This window comes from Maritalea mediterranea (genome assembly GCF_021568695.1).
In the GTDB taxonomy this organism is placed as follows: Bacteria; Pseudomonadota; Alphaproteobacteria; order Rhizobiales; family Devosiaceae; genus Maritalea; species Maritalea mediterranea.
Genome location: NZ_JAKGTI010000001.1, coordinates 392,830 through 407,241, shown reverse-complemented (window position 1 = coordinate 407,241; position 14,412 = coordinate 392,830). Strand labels below are relative to the sequence as shown.

16 protein-coding genes are annotated in these 14,412 nt (G+C 53.2%); 12 read left to right on the top strand and 4 right to left on the bottom strand.

What is annotated here, in order from left to right; translation table 11 throughout:
• The first annotated feature begins 12 nt into the window (after positions 1 to 12).
• The 4 genes from L1I42_RS01960 to L1I42_RS01945 all read left to right on the top strand — a co-directional run bounded on the left by L1I42_RS01960 (position 13) and on the right by L1I42_RS01945 (position 4,593).
• On the top strand, positions 13 to 1,197 hold the full coding sequence (locus tag L1I42_RS01960) for a M24 family metallopeptidase (RefSeq protein ID WP_236112822.1): 1,185 nt from the start codon (positions 13 to 15) through the stop codon (positions 1,195 to 1,197).
• The gene (gene argE, locus L1I42_RS01955) at positions 1,197 to 2,351 is read left to right on the top strand and encodes an acetylornithine deacetylase (protein WP_236112821.1); all 1,155 of its coding nucleotides are present in this window, start codon (positions 1,197 to 1,199) and stop codon (positions 2,349 to 2,351) included. The genes L1I42_RS01960 and argE overlap by 1 nt, the downstream gene beginning before the upstream one ends.
• Before the next feature lie 10 nt (positions 2,352 to 2,361).
• On the top strand, positions 2,362 to 3,072 hold the full coding sequence (locus L1I42_RS01950; RefSeq protein ID WP_236112820.1) for a GntR family transcriptional regulator: 711 nt from the start codon (positions 2,362 to 2,364) through the stop codon (positions 3,070 to 3,072).
• A 483-nt stretch (positions 3,073 to 3,555) separates the two neighbouring features.
• Positions 3,556 to 4,593 carry a Leu/Phe/Val dehydrogenase gene (locus L1I42_RS01945; RefSeq protein ID WP_236112819.1) on the top strand — a complete coding sequence of 346 codons (1,038 nt, stop codon included), beginning with the start codon at positions 3,556 to 3,558 and terminating at the stop codon, positions 4,591 to 4,593.
• Between the two features lie 41 nt (positions 4,594 to 4,634).
• On the opposite strand, the gene mscL is transcribed toward L1I42_RS01945, so the two are convergent.
• A complete protein-coding gene (gene mscL / locus L1I42_RS01940) occupies positions 4,635 to 5,060 on the bottom strand; it encodes a large conductance mechanosensitive channel protein MscL (protein WP_236112818.1) in 426 nt (141 codons plus the stop codon).
• A 228-nt stretch (positions 5,061 to 5,288) separates the two neighbouring features.
• Between mscL and L1I42_RS01935 the strand changes: the two genes are divergently transcribed.
• The 6 genes from L1I42_RS01935 (at position 5,289) to rpoN (ending at position 11,063) form a co-directional block, all read left to right on the top strand.
• Positions 5,289 to 5,903: a ribonuclease D gene (locus L1I42_RS01935; protein ID WP_236112817.1), complete on the top strand. Its 615-nt coding sequence runs from the start codon at positions 5,289 to 5,291 to the stop codon at positions 5,901 to 5,903.
• A gap of 9 nt (positions 5,904 to 5,912) precedes the next feature.
• A complete protein-coding gene (locus tag L1I42_RS01930) occupies positions 5,913 to 6,554 on the top strand; it encodes a hypothetical protein (protein WP_236112816.1) in 642 nt (213 codons plus the stop codon).
• Positions 6,544 to 7,038, top strand: coding sequence for an LptA/OstA family protein (locus L1I42_RS01925; protein WP_236112815.1), 495 nt, complete (start codon positions 6,544 to 6,546; stop codon positions 7,036 to 7,038). The genes L1I42_RS01930 and L1I42_RS01925 overlap by 11 nt, the downstream gene beginning before the upstream one ends.
• A complete protein-coding gene (gene lptB / locus L1I42_RS01920) occupies positions 7,028 to 7,792 on the top strand; it encodes an LPS export ABC transporter ATP-binding protein (RefSeq protein ID WP_236112814.1) in 765 nt (254 codons plus the stop codon). Before L1I42_RS01925 ends, lptB begins: the two co-directional genes overlap by 11 nt.
• 291 nt (positions 7,793 to 8,083) lie before the next feature.
• Positions 8,084 to 9,379, top strand: coding sequence for a reverse transcriptase family protein (locus L1I42_RS01915; protein WP_236112813.1), 1,296 nt, complete (start codon positions 8,084 to 8,086; stop codon positions 9,377 to 9,379).
• A gap of 181 nt (positions 9,380 to 9,560) precedes the next feature.
• On the top strand, positions 9,561 to 11,063 hold the full coding sequence (rpoN, locus tag L1I42_RS01910) for an RNA polymerase factor sigma-54 (RefSeq protein ID WP_236112812.1): 1,503 nt from the start codon (positions 9,561 to 9,563) through the stop codon (positions 11,061 to 11,063).
• On the opposite strand, the gene L1I42_RS01905 is transcribed toward rpoN, so the two are convergent.
• A complete protein-coding gene (locus tag L1I42_RS01905) occupies positions 11,060 to 11,986 on the bottom strand; it encodes a glutaminase (protein ID WP_236112811.1) in 927 nt (308 codons plus the stop codon). The genes rpoN and L1I42_RS01905 overlap by 4 nt on opposite strands.
• A 486-nt stretch (positions 11,987 to 12,472) precedes the next feature.
• On the opposite strand from L1I42_RS01905, the gene hpf reads away from it, so the two are divergent.
• Both hpf and L1I42_RS01895 read left to right on the top strand, forming a co-directional pair.
• Positions 12,473 to 13,042 (top strand): ribosome hibernation-promoting factor, HPF/YfiA family, encoded by a 570-nt coding sequence (hpf, locus tag L1I42_RS01900; protein ID WP_236112810.1) that lies wholly within the window; start codon positions 12,473 to 12,475, stop codon positions 13,040 to 13,042.
• Positions 13,043 to 13,082: 40 nt separating this feature from the next.
• Positions 13,083 to 13,550 carry a PTS sugar transporter subunit IIA gene (locus L1I42_RS01895; RefSeq protein WP_236112809.1) on the top strand — a complete coding sequence of 156 codons (468 nt, stop codon included), beginning with the start codon at positions 13,083 to 13,085 and terminating at the stop codon, positions 13,548 to 13,550.
• A 92-nt stretch (positions 13,551 to 13,642) separates the two neighbouring features.
• Here the strand turns inward: L1I42_RS01895 and L1I42_RS01890 are convergent, their stop codons facing one another.
• Together L1I42_RS01890 and L1I42_RS01885 are read right to left on the bottom strand one after the other, a co-directional pair.
• Positions 13,643 to 13,909: a DUF1150 family protein gene (locus L1I42_RS01890; protein WP_236112808.1), complete on the bottom strand. Its 267-nt coding sequence runs from the start codon at positions 13,907 to 13,909 to the stop codon at positions 13,643 to 13,645.
• Positions 13,910 to 13,954: 45 nt separating this feature from the next.
• Positions 13,955 to 14,377: an Hsp20 family protein gene (locus L1I42_RS01885; protein WP_236112807.1), complete on the bottom strand. Its 423-nt coding sequence runs from the start codon at positions 14,375 to 14,377 to the stop codon at positions 13,955 to 13,957.
• Between the last annotated feature and the right edge of the window lie 35 nt (positions 14,378 to 14,412).

Here is a 14,412-nt window from a genome sequence, read left to right as displayed (position 1 = left end):
GGGGCACTGTGCATGACGAACAATAATCTACCCTTTTCTCAGCAGGAATATGACCGTCGCTTGGAAAAAGTCCGTCGGTCTATGGAAAACTTTGAGATTGATGTGCTGTTTATTGAAGACCCGTCCAATATGGGCTGGCTGACCGGCTATGACGGCTGGTCCTTCTACGTGCATCAGGGGGTTCTGGTGTTTATGGACGAAGATCCAATTTGGTGGGGGCGTTATCAGGATACAAATGGTGCGCTGCGCACCGTTTGGATGGATGAAAGTCGAATTACCTATTATCCGGACCATTATGTGCAATCCACCCTTTGTCACCCGATGGAAATGCTTTCGGCGATGATCCGTGATCGCGGTTTGGGCAACAAGCGCATCGGGGTTGAGTTGGAGAACTATTATTTCTCGGCCAAAGCCTATTTGACCATGACCCACGAGTTACCCGACGCCGTTTTTGTAGATGCCACTGGCTTGGTGAACTGGCAGCGCCTGGTGAAGAGCGAGGACGAGATCGCTTACATGCGCAAGGCGGCACGGATTTCGGAAAAGATAATCGACGGTATTGTTGAGCGAGTTGAACCCGGAGTGCGCAAAAGTGATATTGTTGGCCAGATTTATGCTGATGCCATTTCCGGCATTGATGATGATTGGGGCGATTACCCTGCGATTGTGCCAATGTTGCCCAGCGGGTCTGATGCGGCGGCCCCGCACCTAACGTGGGATGGACGCATTTTCGATGCGGACACCCCCACATTCTTTGAAATTTCCGGCTGTTTTCGCCGTTACCACGCGCCTTTGTGCCGCACGGTACATTTGGGCAAACCGCCACAATATCTGCTGGATGCGGAAAAGGCGCTGGTGGAAGGCTTGGAAGCGGGCCTTGAAGCGGCGGTGCCGGGTGCCCGCGCCAAGGACATCGCTCGGGCTTTGGCGATTCCGCTGGAGCGGGCTGGGATTTACCGGGCCTCCCGCGCGGGTTATCCGATCGGTATTTCCTATCCGCCAGACTGGGGCGAGCGCACTGTGTCTATTCGACTGGAAGACCGCACCATTTTGCAACCAGGTATGACGTTCCACTTTATGCCCGGCATCTGGGAGGACGATTGGGGCCTCGAGATCACCGAAAGTATTCTGATTAAAGACAAGGGACCGGCCGAAACATTGTGCAACCGGCCCCGCAAACTCTATGTGAAGGACTAATGCTGGATCGTACCGAAGAAATTTTACGCCAACTGATCGCCTTTCCCACCGTGTCGGCGGACAGTAATTTGGACATGATCCATTATGTGGCCAATTTGCTTGAAGATGTGGGCGCAAAAATTGAGCTGCACCATGACGCCACGCACAAAAAGGCCAATCTGGTGGCCACCATTGGCCCGGATATTGGTGGCGGCATTGTTTTGTCCGGCCATAGCGATGTGGTGCCAGTGGCGGACCAGACCTGGCAGACAGATCCATTTGAATTGGTTGAAAAAGATGGACGCTATTTTGGGCGGGGCACCTGTGACATGAAGGGCTTTATCGCTGCAGCCCTTGCGCTGGCGCCCAAATTTGCCGCCCACGAGTTGAAGCGCCCGGTTCATTTTATCTTCACCTATGATGAGGAAGTGGGCTGTTTGGGGGCACGCGATCTGGTGGAGATTTTAAGACATCGCCCCCATCTGCCGGCTGCCGCAATTGTGGGGGAACCCACCATGATGAAAATTGTCGAGGGCCATAAGGGCTGCTGCGAATATAGTGTTTTTTTCACTGGCCGCGCTGGGCATGGCTCTCGCCCAGAAGCAGGCGTGAACGCAGCGGAATATGCCACACGCTATGTGAGCAAATTACTCGAGCTGCGCGAAGCGCTGAAGCAGCGGGCCCCGAAAAACAGCCCGTTCGATCCACCCTGGACCACCATCAATGTGGGCCGCATTGAAGGGGGCTCTGCGCACAATGTGATTTGCAATCACACGGAGGTGGATTGGGAAATGCGCCCGATCGACCCCGCAGACGCGGATTGGGTGAAGGATATTTTGCACACATTTTGTAGCGATGAATTGCTGCCCGATATGCGCAAGGTCTGGCCCGACTCCAATATCACCACCCGCACCATTGGCGAAGTGATCGGGCTCACCCCAGTGCAGTCCAATGAGGCGCGAGAGATTGTCGCGGCGCTGACGGGGCAAAATGACCGTCATTATGTAGCGTTTGGCACTGAGGCCGGGCTGTTTCAGGATTTGGGTGTTGCTACGATTGTGTGTGGCCCCGGCTCGATTGAGCAGGCCCACAAGCCGGACGAATTTTTGGACATTGGCCAGATGCAGCAATGTTTGACCATGTTGGACAAGCTGGCCCATTCCATGCGGGCCTAGAGAGACAAAGATGGATCAGGATCTCCCCCTGCTGCCCACATCAGAACCGGAAGACAATGAAAGCGCGGCTGGCCGTCGGTTTCGCGAATTGCATGACGAAATCCGTACACGCATCTCCTTGCTCGATTACCCGCCGGGTATGCGCCTGAGTGAGGGCGAGTTGGCAGAAGAGTTTGGCGTGAGCCGCACGCCCTTGCGCCGGGTGTTGTTTCAATTGCAAGCCGAGGGACTTTTGAAATCCGTTCAGGGTGTTGGCACGCTGGTGACCGATATCGATATTGGCGCGCTTTATCAGGTTTATCAATTGCGCATGGAGCTATCGCCGCTGTTGGCTCGGCTTTCCCCTCGCGCGGTCAATCAACATGATATCAAACGCTTCAAATGGCTGCACAAGAAAAGCCAGGAGCTGACTGAAAATCCGAGTGCGCGCGGCTATTCGGAAGTGAATATCGCCACCTTTCACGCCCTGGTGGATTTCACCACCAATATTCCGCTGCGCGAGACGATGGAGCGGCTTTTCTACCAAACCGCCCGTATCTGGCTGAAATCACTGACCGATCAGGATGTGAAACGCGAATGCAAAAGCCTGCGCGACGAGGTACGCGACTATCGCGATGCGGTGTGTCTGGGCGACCTGGACGCGCTGGCCCATATCTGGCGGGCACACACGTCCTCGAGCATGACCCGCATAAGGCAAAAGCCTATTTCGCAGGAGGGGTGAGCGCTCTTAATTTGCCGCCACCGGACCCGGCTCTTTTTTGCGCCGCCGTCGCTCACTACGTTCGCTACCCCGGCACCCCCGGCTCTTTTTTGCGCCGCCGTCGCTCACTACGTTCGCTACCCCGGCACCCCCGGCTCTTTTTCTCGCCGCCGTCGCTCACTACATTCGCTACCCCGGCACCCCCGCCGATGGGTGTTCCGCTTTAAAGCTGTACAGGGCTTTTCACAACCCACAACGTCATTACCGGACTTGATCCGGTAATCCATGTAGCGGTTATGTTTGAGCTCAGCATGCATGGTGTGAACTTTCACCAACGCTGTGGCCGCCTGTGCAATTTTAGACCGGCGCCGCCCTCGCGACTGGACGATATTTCCCAAATGAGTTCGATTAATTGTCGGACAAGCATTGACCTTTAGCCAAAAGAGGGGCCAAAACAGCTAAAAACAATAAAACGACAACAATAATCATCTCTGGGATAGATCAATGAAACTCACACCCTTGGACGCACCGGGTTATGAAAAGGTGGTTTATGCGGAGGACGCGGAGAGCGGCCTGAAATCCATTATTGCTGTTCACAGCACAAAATTGGGTCCGGCGGCTGGCGGCTGTCGCATGTTTAATTATCCGGACCTTGAGACTGCCAAGATTGACGCGCTTCGGCTTTCAAAAGGCATGACCTATAAAAATGCGGCCGCATCACTGCCTTTGGGGGGCGGCAAATCGGTGATTATGGCTGATCCAAATACCGACAAATCCCCCGAACTGATGCAGGCCTTTGGGCGCTTTGTCGAAAGTTTTGGGGGGATGTATACGACGGCAGAGGATGTGGGCATCAGCGTTGAGGATATTGAAGAAGCCGCCAAGTTTACAAGCCATGCAGCGGGATTGAACAAAGGGGCGTTTGCATCTGGCGATCCTTCCCCGGTCACCGCCCGCGGTGTATTTCTCTCCTGCTTGGCTGCGCTCAAGCATGCTTTCGGTCGCGATCAGATTGAGGGCAAGACGGTGGCCCTGCAGGGTCTGGGCCATGTGGGCATGTATTTTGCCGAACATTTGCACGCAGCCGGTGCGCAGTTGTTGGTGAGTGATATCGACGCCCACGCCGTTGCCGAGGCACGGCAGCGATTTAGCGCCCGATCGGTTGCACCTGACGATATTTATGACGTGGAGGCCGACATTTTTGCCCCCTGCGCCATGGGGGCCATTCTGAATGCTGATACGATCAAGCGGCTGAAGGTCAAGCTGGTGTGTGGCGCCGCCAACAACCAATTGGCTGATGATGCCGCTGGCGACGCCTTGATGGAGCGCGGAATTGTTTACGCCCCCGACTATGTTGTGAATGGCGGCGGCATCATAAGCGTCTCCACCGAAATTTTGAAAATTACCGACGAGAAGTGGGTGGATCGTAAGATTGAACAATTGGCCGAAACAACCGACAAAATATTGACCAAAGCGAAGGCACTCAATGCCTCGCCGCACAAGGTGGCGGATCAATTTGTTGAAGAGGTTCTCGCCAACTGACTGAATGAAAAGGGAGCCAATCGGCTCCCTTTCGCCTAGAATTACTTTTTGGCCAACAAATCGCGAATTTCGGTCAACAGGGTTTCTTCTTTTGTCGGTGATGGTGGTGCAGTGGGCTTTGCTTCCTCTTTGCGGCGCAAGGAATTGATGCCCTTGACCACGAAGAAAAGCACCACAGCAATAATGAAGAACTTGACCACCGCATTCACAAACAGACCGATATTCAATGTTGCAATGCCAAGCTCTTTCGCCTGAGCAACTGAAGCAACAGTCTCCCCGCCTGTGTCTGACAACACGATAAACCAGTTCGAAAAGTCGAGCCCGCCAAGAAGCAGGCCGATGACCGGCATAAAAACATCATCCACCAAAGATGAGACGATGGCGCCAAATGCCGCGCCAATGATCACACCGATGGCCAATTCAACCATATTGCCTTTGATCGCAAAGGCCTTAAATTCCTTGAGCATATTCTCCCCCTTACTTTCTTGAATATCCGGTCTTGGAGGTTCTCATTGATCCACCCACCCGGCATATGGTTTAGTTTAAGAGAAGATTAACCAAAGGCAAGTGAATTAATCGTCGGACTCTCGTGCCCGGGATCACGGAAAAGTCGCAAAGAATTGCTCAAACAGCCTTTGCCTTGCGCCGCTGCTGTGGCAAAAGGGATAAAATACTCGAAAGAATAGGCTATTTGCATGACCATCCGTTTGCATAAGGGCGATCTGCCCCACCTGAAAGATTATGGAAAATCTGTTGCGATCGATACCGAAACCATGGGGCTGAACCCCATGCGAGACCGGTTGTGTGTGGTGCAGCTTTCCCCTGGTGATGGCACCGCTGACGTGGTGCAAATTGAGCAGGGACAGACCGAGGCGCCCAATCTGCAGAAGCTTTTGGGCGACGAAAACGTGACCAAGCTGTTTCATTTTGCCCGCTTTGACATTGCCGCCCTGCAAAACGCTTTCGGCACCGTGACCAAGCCGGTTTACTGCAGCAAAATCGCCTCCAAGCTGGTGCGCACATACACAGACCGCCACGGCTTGAAAGATCTGTGCCGCGAATTGCTGGGTGTGGACCTGTCCAAGCAGCAGCAAAGCTCGGACTGGGGAGCAGATGATTTGAGCAGTGCGCAGTTGGAATATGCGGCCAGTGATGTGCTTTACCTACACGATTTGAAACGCCATCTGGACCGCATGCTCAAGCGTGAAGGTCGAATGGAGATGGCCCAGGCCTGCTTGGACTTTTTACCGCATCGGGCAGAACTTGACCTGAAAGGCTGGGCCGAAACTGACATTTTTGCCCATAGCTAGAGGCTGCCGATGACCAACCTTGCCGCCGCCCCTTCATTTGAACAGCAATTTGCGCGTGTTCAACGGCGGCGACGTGTGGTCAAGCTATTGCGCTTGGCGATCCCAGGATTTGGCGGAATGATCTTTCTCGCCTTAATGGTGCCACTTGTTATTGGCAATTTTCTGCCCACTGCCCAATTTGAAGGCATTCGGCTGGAGGAGGACAATCTGGTCGTAGACGCTCCTCGTGCAACCGGCACACTCAGCGACGGCAGCACCTACGAAATTACCGCCAAAAGTGCCTCAACCAAAATTGTCAATCAGGACATCATCGACCTGATAGATTTGACGGCCCGGATAGAATTTACCGATGGGGAAAATCTCGTTGGGCAGTCCGCCAATGGCGCCTACTCGCTGATAACCGATATTTTAACCTTGCCCACTCAGATTGATTTGCAATCCAGCAAGGGCGATCTAGGCACGATCGGTAGCGGCGTGGCGCAATTGAATGACCAAATTTTCGACGGAGACGACGGGGTTGCCTTCGATTTTGCCAATGGCACCATCTTGCGTGCCATCAATATGCATTATGACGGGGCCAAACAATATTGGAAATTTGAACGGGCCAACTTAACCATACCGCCACAAAGCGAGCTATCTGATGAAAACTAGATTTAAAATTTTTGCGCGCCTCGTTTCCCTGGTGGCAATGTTGGCTTGCGCCGCGATCACCGGACAGGCTTTGGCGCAATCCAAAGGCCCCGTAAACATCACCGGTGACGTGTTTGAGGTTTTCGAGGATCGGCGCCAAGCCATCTTCACTGGCGATGTGGTGGTGAAACAAGCGGACTTCACGCTGTATTCGCCTAAAGTGATCGCCTATTATGGTGAAGGCGGCGCATCAGATTTGAAAAAAATGACGGCAAATGGTCGGCTGACTCTGCTTTTTGGACCGAAAACGGCCAAGGCCGATTTCGGCACCTATGACCCGAAAACCGAGATTTTGCACCTGACGGGCAACGTGGAGGTCACCGAAGATGGTACGCGGGTCACGGGCGGTGAATTGTTTGTGGACGTCACCGACAACAGCTCCCGGTTTGTGTCTGATCCTGGCTCTGACCAGCGCGTGACGGGGACCTTTTCAAGTGGCAGCTAATTCTACAGCTCAGAACCAATCGCTTGACCCGACCGGTTGGCTAGTGGCCCATTCGCTGGCCAAAAGCTATGGCAAAAAAGTGGTCATCCGAAATGTATCCGTTGCTGTAAATCGCGGCGAAGCGGTGGGGCTGCTGGGACCCAACGGCGCGGGCAAAACTACCGTTTTCTCCATGATTATGGGCATCACCCCACCTGATAGTGGAGAAGTGTTGCTGCATGGCAAGCCGATCACCAAATTTCCGCTGTTTCAGCGCGGCCGGTTGGGCATGGGCTATCTGCCGCAAGAGCCCTCAATTTTTCGCGGCATGAGCGTGAAAAATAACATTCTGGCGATCTTGGAGGGGCATGTGCGCGGCCGCAAGGCGCAACAGGCGCGGTTGGACGAGTTGCTGGATGAGTTTTCCATCACCCATATTCGCGATGCGGATGCCCTTGCCCTTTCGGGCGGTGAGCGCCGACGGGTGGAAATCGCCCGCGCCTTGGCGGCGGACCCGCAATTTATGCTGCTTGATGAGCCCTTTGCCGGGGTGGACCCGATTGCTGTTGGAGAAATTCGGCAACTTGTGCGACAACTGACAAGCCGCGGCATTGGTGTGTTGATCACCGACCATAATGTGCGCGAAACGCTGGGCCTGGTGGACCGCGCCTATATTATTCATGGCGGCCAGGTGATGATTCAGGGGCGGCCCGAGACCATCACCAATGATGAAGAAGCGCGCCGGGTTTATCTCGGTGAGGACTTCACGCTTTGACCCGATTGCGCCAAACTATCACATACTTGATTTTCGTACTGACCAAATCAATTTCATAACCTTTATCTGGGTCAATTAGAACTTGGCAAATCTGACTTCCTTTAGCATAGTTGCCGCAGCAACGGCGGCCTCTGGTTATGCCTATACGACAGTGTAAGGCATGGAGCGGGGCATCCCCGTTTATAAGTGTTACTGAGACAAACACGGCGCTACCGGCACTGGGCTTCACCCAGATTTGGTAGCGCAGGACAAAGAAAAGCAGAGGCCGCCTGTTGCGACAAGGTATCCCACATGGATAAAAGACTGTTCTCGCATAATCTTGCAGTCCACTTGAGCTTATGTCCTTGGTCCCTCGACCAAATCTCAGCTTGCCTCCGGCGCAATCTGCCCAAGGGTGCACATAAATATACGACGGAGATCGCCAACGAGCTTCATATCGGATTGCCCACAATATTCACACCTTCCGTGAGCGCTATTGAAATTGTTCTGCGCCGGGCAATAAGGCTGGAATCGACCTATCAATTCTGTCGCAAGCAAGGCAAGTGGCCGGCCTTGAACCTGTCATCACCCACTATGTGTCCGACGCCCGCCTTTGAAGGCTTGGACATTCCACAGCTTCCCACAACTGCCAGTGTCGCCGATTGGCTCTCCATTTCAGAAAGACGACTTGATTATTTAGCAGATGAGCAAAATCGCCATGAAGAACATGGCGAAGCGTCGATCAATCATTATCATTATATTTTCAAAAATAAGAATGGGGGCGGCATTAGGGTGATTGAGGCCCCAAAAGAGAATCTGAAATCCATTCAAAGAGCAATTTTGAAGAATATTATCGGCATTGTACCACCTCATGACGCAGCCTTTGGATTTGTGAAGGGAAGAAATTGCCTTAAAGCAGCGAACAGACATGTTGGTGAGAAAGTTGTGCTCTGCTTCGATTTGAAAAATTTTTTTCCTTCAATTGGCGCGGGGCGGGTTTTTGGACTTTTCAGGTGCCTTGGATATCCCGACGCGGTGGCGCGGGTTCTCACATCTTTATGCACATCTTTAACGCCTAGGCGAATTCTAGAGCGCTTTCCGCTTGAGGAGCGCTCGATCTACAATAAACGCCATTTGCCACAAGGCGCCCCAACATCACCTGCACTCGCAAATCAAATCTGCTTTGGGCTGGACAAGAGATTGAACGCCTTGGCGAAGTGTTTGGGGGCTCAATATAGCAGATATGCCGACGATCTGACCTTTTCGGGCGACAAACATATTGCCCGGCCCCTCCAATATTTTTTGCCTGTGATTGCACAAGATGAAGGCTTTTCGCTGAATCGTGCCAAAACTCGCGTGATGCCGAGAGCTTCGCGACAAACTGTGACTGGGGTATTGGTGAATGAACACTTGAATATTGATCGAAGATCATTCGACAAATTGAAGGCAATAATTCATGCCTGTGGCAAACCTGGCGATAGACGCTTGCTCGACCCGTCTTTCAGAAAATCTTTGATGGGGAAAATCGATTGGGTTGAATCTGTAAATCCCCACCGCGGCCAGCGACTTCGGCAATTGCTGAGCAAGGCTGTTGAAAATCATATTTGACATCACTGATCGGGTCCGGTTCGTGGAAATCCGAGCTCGATTCCGCCAATTCGCGCCAAGAACTTAAGCACGCGTGGATATTGGCACGATTTTTGTATAGATCGGCTTGAATATATGTCGACACCTATGGCAATTTGGCAGGCAGTTGCTGGTTGATTTACCTTAAGGAGCATTGATCGATATGGCCATTGGCCCAAGATTGGACATTAGACAATCGCAGACGCTTGCGCTCACCCCGCAGCTGATGCAATCGATCAAGCTGTTGCAGCTCTCGCACACCGAATTATCACAATTTGTGGAAGAGGAAATGCTGCGAAATCCGCTGTTGGAGCGGGAGGATGGGCGTGACGATGCCAGCGGCGGCGATGAAGAGACGGCGCCGCGTGCGGATGACCGGGCTGTTGATGTGTCGAGCCGCGGCGAACATCTGGACAGTGCCGTATCGGTGGCAGCGGAAATGGATACGGACGCGGCCAATCTTTACCCCGAACAGGTGGGACAGGACAGTCTGTCGCAATCTCTGGCTTGGCCGGAAGGCAAACATACGAGCGGCAGCCAGGAGGGCGCGGATTTTGAGCAGTTCGCCGCCGGCAGCAAGACGTTGAACGATCATCTGATCGAACAAATCTCGCTCATTCTCAAACATCCCGGCGACATGCTGATTGCCAGCGCTTTGATCGAAAATCTCAACGAAATGGGCTATGTGGATGCGCCACTGGACCAGATTGCTGACCAGTTGGGCACCGAACTTGGCCATGTAGAGGCGGTGCTGGAAGCGATTCAGGGGTGCGATCCACTCGGCATATTTGCCCGCGACCTTTCGGAATGTCTGGCCATTCAATTGCGCGAGCAGGATCGGTTGGACCCGATGATGCAGGCGCTGCTGGATAATCTCGACTTGCTTGCCGCGCACAAAATCACCGAATTGCAAAAGCTGATCGGGGCAGATGCTGAAGATCTGGGTGATATGATTGACGATATTCGCCGCCTTGACCCACGCCCGGGCCGTGCCTTTGAGGGGGGCAATGTGCAAGCGATTGTGCCCGATGTCTATATTCGCCAGGGCAACAATAAAGAATGGCTGATCGAGCTCAATCAGGATGTGTTGCCCAAAGTGCTGATCAATCGCACCTATCTGGCCAGCGTCAGCGCCAATGCCAAAAAGGGCGAAGACAAAACCTATTTGAGCGAATGTCTGCAAACCGCCAACTGGCTGACCAAAAGCCTCGACCAGCGGGCACAGACCATTTTGAAAGTGACCAAGGAAATTGCCCGGCAGCAGGATGGCTTTTTGCATCATGGCGTGTCACATTTGCGGCCGATGACGTTGAAAATGGTGGCCGAAGAAGTCGAGATGCACGAAAGCACCATTTCGCGGGTGACCAGCAATAAATATGTCAGCACCCCGCGCGGGCTGTTTGAGCTGAAATATTTCTTTACCTCCGCCATTCATTCGGCCAGCGGCGACGCGGACCACTCGGCAGAATCGGTAAAATATCGCATCAAGCAATTGATTGACGCGGAAGACCCCAAAAAAATTCTGTCGGATGACAAGATCGCGGCGATTTTGAATAAAGAGCAGAGCATGAATGTGGCGCGGCGCACCGTGGCGAAATATCGGGAGGCGATGGGCATCGCTTCATCAGTTATGCGGCGGCGGCAAAAGCGCGAATTGGTGCGCTAGGAAAAAACCGTCCAGTCCATTTTATTGGTGACATATTCCAGCATTTTGGTGCCGATATAGGAGTTGCCTGCGCGATCCAGCCCTGGCGACCAGACGGCAATTGAGGCAATTCCCGGCACGGCGGCCATGATCATGCCGCTGACGCCAGATTTAGCGGGCAAGCCCACCCGATAGGCAAAATCGCCCGAGCCATCGTAATGGCCGCAGGTCAGCATAATGGCGGCGATACGCCGCGCGCGCTTTTTGGAGACCATTTGCTGACGGTTTGGCCCCAAAGTGCCCGCAAAAGCAAGAAAACGCCCGGCCCGCGAAAGCTGTGCGCAATCCATGGTGAGCGCGCATTGGTTGTAATAGACCCCCAACGTGTGCTCAACCGGATTTTGCAGGTTGCCGCACGAGGCCAGATAATGGGCCAGGGCCCGGTTTCGGTGGCCAGTTGCCTTTTCAGATTGCGCGACTTTGCCATCTATATAGATTTGGTCGTCTCCAGCCAGCCCCTGCACAAAGCGCACAATCTCGCCCAGCGCCTCTTTGGGCTGATAGGTGGCCAAAATGGCATCGGTCACAACGATTGCACCGGCATTGACGAACGGATTGCGGGGAATGCCATTTTCATGCTCGAGCTGCAAAATAGAATCAAAGGACGAGCCGGATGGCTCGCGCCCCACGCGCGTCCATAAATTATCCCCCATCGTGCCAAGGCAAAGCGCAAGCGTAAAGGTTTTGGAAATAGATTGAATGGTGTTGGGTTGCTGCCAATCCCCCGCGCCAATGGTCTCACCATTTTCCAGCGTGATGGCGATGCCCGCCTTTTTCGGGTCGGCTTCGGCCAATTCCGGAATATAGTGGGCCACCTGGCCGCGCTCTTCGCTTGCACGGGCCAAATCAATAGCACCGTCCAACACTGTTTGCAGTTTATCCATGTCCGTGGGCATAGGCCTCTGTCTTTGGCAAGCGTTTAAGGGCCTTATCTTCAACAAAATTTCGAAGTCACCACAACCCAGCGATGGCGTAATTGGGGTGTATTACGCAAAAAATGCTGATTATGCGCGCCGTGTCCAGCTTGTTAACCGCTTCGATGACACGCGCCCTCTTGAACAATATCGGCCTGCGCCACATCTATAAGTGGAGGTGAGAGCCTTTTGGATTTGCATGCCTTTAAAGCAGAAAAGCCCCGGCATGGTGGCCACAAGACAGACCAGATCGCAGGCGCGATTCTTCCAAGGTTGGCGCGAATATTAGTGCGTTTCTTCATCATTTGGAAGGGCTCAGGGGGCGATAATCTGTGTCTGGGGTGATTGCATCCCAGTGCGAAGCGGCGTTAAAATAACAACAGGTCTCAATTGACAGAGGTCAATTCACCTCGGCGAAAACGCCCTTATATAAGCAATAGAGAAAGGGGTATATATATGAGCCTACGTGTTTCTGGAAAGAATATGGATGTTGGCGATGCACTTCGCACCAAAGCGCATGACCATTTGGAGTCCGCGATCACCAAATATTTTGATGGCGGTTATGATGGTCATCTCACCCTTGAACATGAAGGCAACCGCTTCAACGCGGACGTTGTCGTGCACCTGGATACGGGCGTTGTTTTGCAGGCCGGGGCTGACGCTGGCGACGCTATTTCAGCGTTTGAAGATGCCGCCGGACATATTGAAAAACGGCTGCGCCGTTATAAACGCAAGCTAAAGAATCACCGCCGCAATGCGCAAACCGACAAGTTTAAAGCGCAATCATACATTTTGGCGTCCCCCGAAAAAGAGGAAGAGGTCGCAGAGGATTTCAACCCCGCCATTATCGCGGAAACCACTGATAATCTTCACACAATGAGCGTTGGCGAGGCCGTTATGGAGTTGGATTTGGCCCAAAGTGACGTAATTGTGTTCCGACATGCTGGACATGGCGGCGTTAATGTGGTTTACCGTCGCGCTGACGGGAATGTTGGCTGGGTAGATCCGGCCCTGGAGAACAAGTAAGCGCTTGTCCCCTTCGTTGATCACAATGAAAGGCGCATAAATGGAAATCGCACAGATTCTGGCGAGCAAGGCTATTTTGCCTTGCGCGAAAGTCACGTGCAAACGCCAGCTATTGCAGCTTGCTGCAGAGCAGGCCAGTGATGTGGTGGGCATTGATGCCCACCAGATATTTCAAACGCTAAAAGAGCGCGAGCAATTGGGCTCCACCGGTCTGGGCGACGGGATTGCCATTCCACATGGCAAGCTTAAGGGCCTGGACAAGGTGCACTGCATTTTGGTTCGCCTCGAGCATGGTATCGAGTTTGATGCTGTGGATGATAAGCCAGTAGACCTGGCTTTTGTGCTATTGGCCCCGCAAGGGTCGGGCGCAGATCATTTGAAAGCGCTGTCGCGTATTGCACGACTGACCCGCACACCCGGTCTGATGGACCGGCTGCGGCAAATGCAAAATGCGGACGAAATCTATGAGTTTTTGACCCGCGAGGCAGAAGAAACCAACGCGGCATAGAGATTGCCCCCTAAAACAAAAAAAGCACATTCACCGGGAGGGCAGTGAATGTGCTTTTATTTTGGGCAACTGCCCTTACTTGTTCGGTTCGGCTAGTGCCTTAAGGCCATATCCATGCCGGCTTCATCCAGCCAGTCCGTTAGTGACCTTTTATCGTCGGTCACCAAGAGCGGGGTGCCATCGGCACTGAACAGGGCTTCAAAGATTTGAGCTTCAGGCGCGTTCTTTGCTTCTGGCAAAAAGGCTTTTAGCTGTTTCCCTGTCAGACGCCGGCGATAAACGATTTCTTCGCCGCCCAAGGCCAGGAACTCTTCAGCGCTCAATGGCGCATCGCATTTGTGATGGTCGAAATGTGTCATAGGACACCTCCTCAAAACGCTTTACACTAATATATACGCAACAGATTAATCAGCGGTTTTAATTTCGATCCGCCGCGCAACTTTTTCGATAATGGGCCGCACGAGAGTGATGTTGAGCAGCCCATCTTTAAGGGCGGCGCCTTTCACCTTCATGCCGTCGGCCAGCAAAAAGCTGCGTTGAAACTGTCGTGCGGCAATACCGCGATGCAGGAACTCGCGGTTGGGGTCATCCTGCTGACGTCCGCGTATGAGGAGTTGATTGTCTTCCAGCGTGATTTCCAACTCATCTTCGGTAAAGCCCGCAACAGCCACAGAAATATGGAACTGTTCGGCCCCGTCCTCATCGGAAATACGCTCTATATTATAGGGGGGGTATCCGTCTGCCGCTTTTGCCAACCGGTCCAGCCGCTGCTCGATTTCATCAAAACCCAGCAGAAAGGGCGACGAGAAAAATGACATTCTGGACATAATTATCCTTTCGCTTGCAGGCCGATCATCGCGCC

Coding starts and splice junctions, on each gene's coding strand:
- rpoN (WP_236112812.1), top strand. CDS start 9,561: ATGGCCATTGGCCCAAGATTGGACATTAGACAATCGCAGACGCTTGCG.
- hpf (WP_236112810.1), top strand. CDS start 12,473: ATGAGCCTACGTGTTTCTGGAAAGAATATGGATGTTGGCGATGCACTT.
- L1I42_RS01905 (WP_236112811.1), bottom strand. CDS start 11,986: ATGGATAAACTGCAAACAGTGTTGGACGGTGCTATTGATTTGGCCCGT.
- L1I42_RS01945 (WP_236112819.1), top strand. CDS start 3,556: ATGAAACTCACACCCTTGGACGCACCGGGTTATGAAAAGGTGGTTTAT.
- argE (WP_236112821.1), top strand. CDS start 1,197: ATGCTGGATCGTACCGAAGAAATTTTACGCCAACTGATCGCCTTTCCC.
- L1I42_RS01930 (WP_236112816.1), top strand. CDS start 5,913: ATGACCAACCTTGCCGCCGCCCCTTCATTTGAACAGCAATTTGCGCGT.
- mscL (WP_236112818.1), bottom strand. CDS start 5,060: ATGCTCAAGGAATTTAAGGCCTTTGCGATCAAAGGCAATATGGTTGAA.
- L1I42_RS01895 (WP_236112809.1), top strand. CDS start 13,083: ATGGAAATCGCACAGATTCTGGCGAGCAAGGCTATTTTGCCTTGCGCG.
- L1I42_RS01885 (WP_236112807.1), bottom strand. CDS start 14,377: ATGTCCAGAATGTCATTTTTCTCGTCGCCCTTTCTGCTGGGTTTTGAT.
- L1I42_RS01890 (WP_236112808.1), bottom strand. CDS start 13,909: ATGACACATTTCGACCATCACAAATGCGATGCGCCATTGAGCGCTGAA.
- L1I42_RS01915 (WP_236112813.1), top strand. CDS start 8,084: ATGGATAAAAGACTGTTCTCGCATAATCTTGCAGTCCACTTGAGCTTA.
- L1I42_RS01935 (WP_236112817.1), top strand. CDS start 5,289: ATGACCATCCGTTTGCATAAGGGCGATCTGCCCCACCTGAAAGATTAT.
- L1I42_RS01960 (WP_236112822.1), top strand. CDS start 13: ATGACGAACAATAATCTACCCTTTTCTCAGCAGGAATATGACCGTCGC.
- L1I42_RS01950 (WP_236112820.1), top strand. CDS start 2,362: ATGGATCAGGATCTCCCCCTGCTGCCCACATCAGAACCGGAAGACAAT.
- L1I42_RS01925 (WP_236112815.1), top strand. CDS start 6,544: ATGAAAACTAGATTTAAAATTTTTGCGCGCCTCGTTTCCCTGGTGGCA.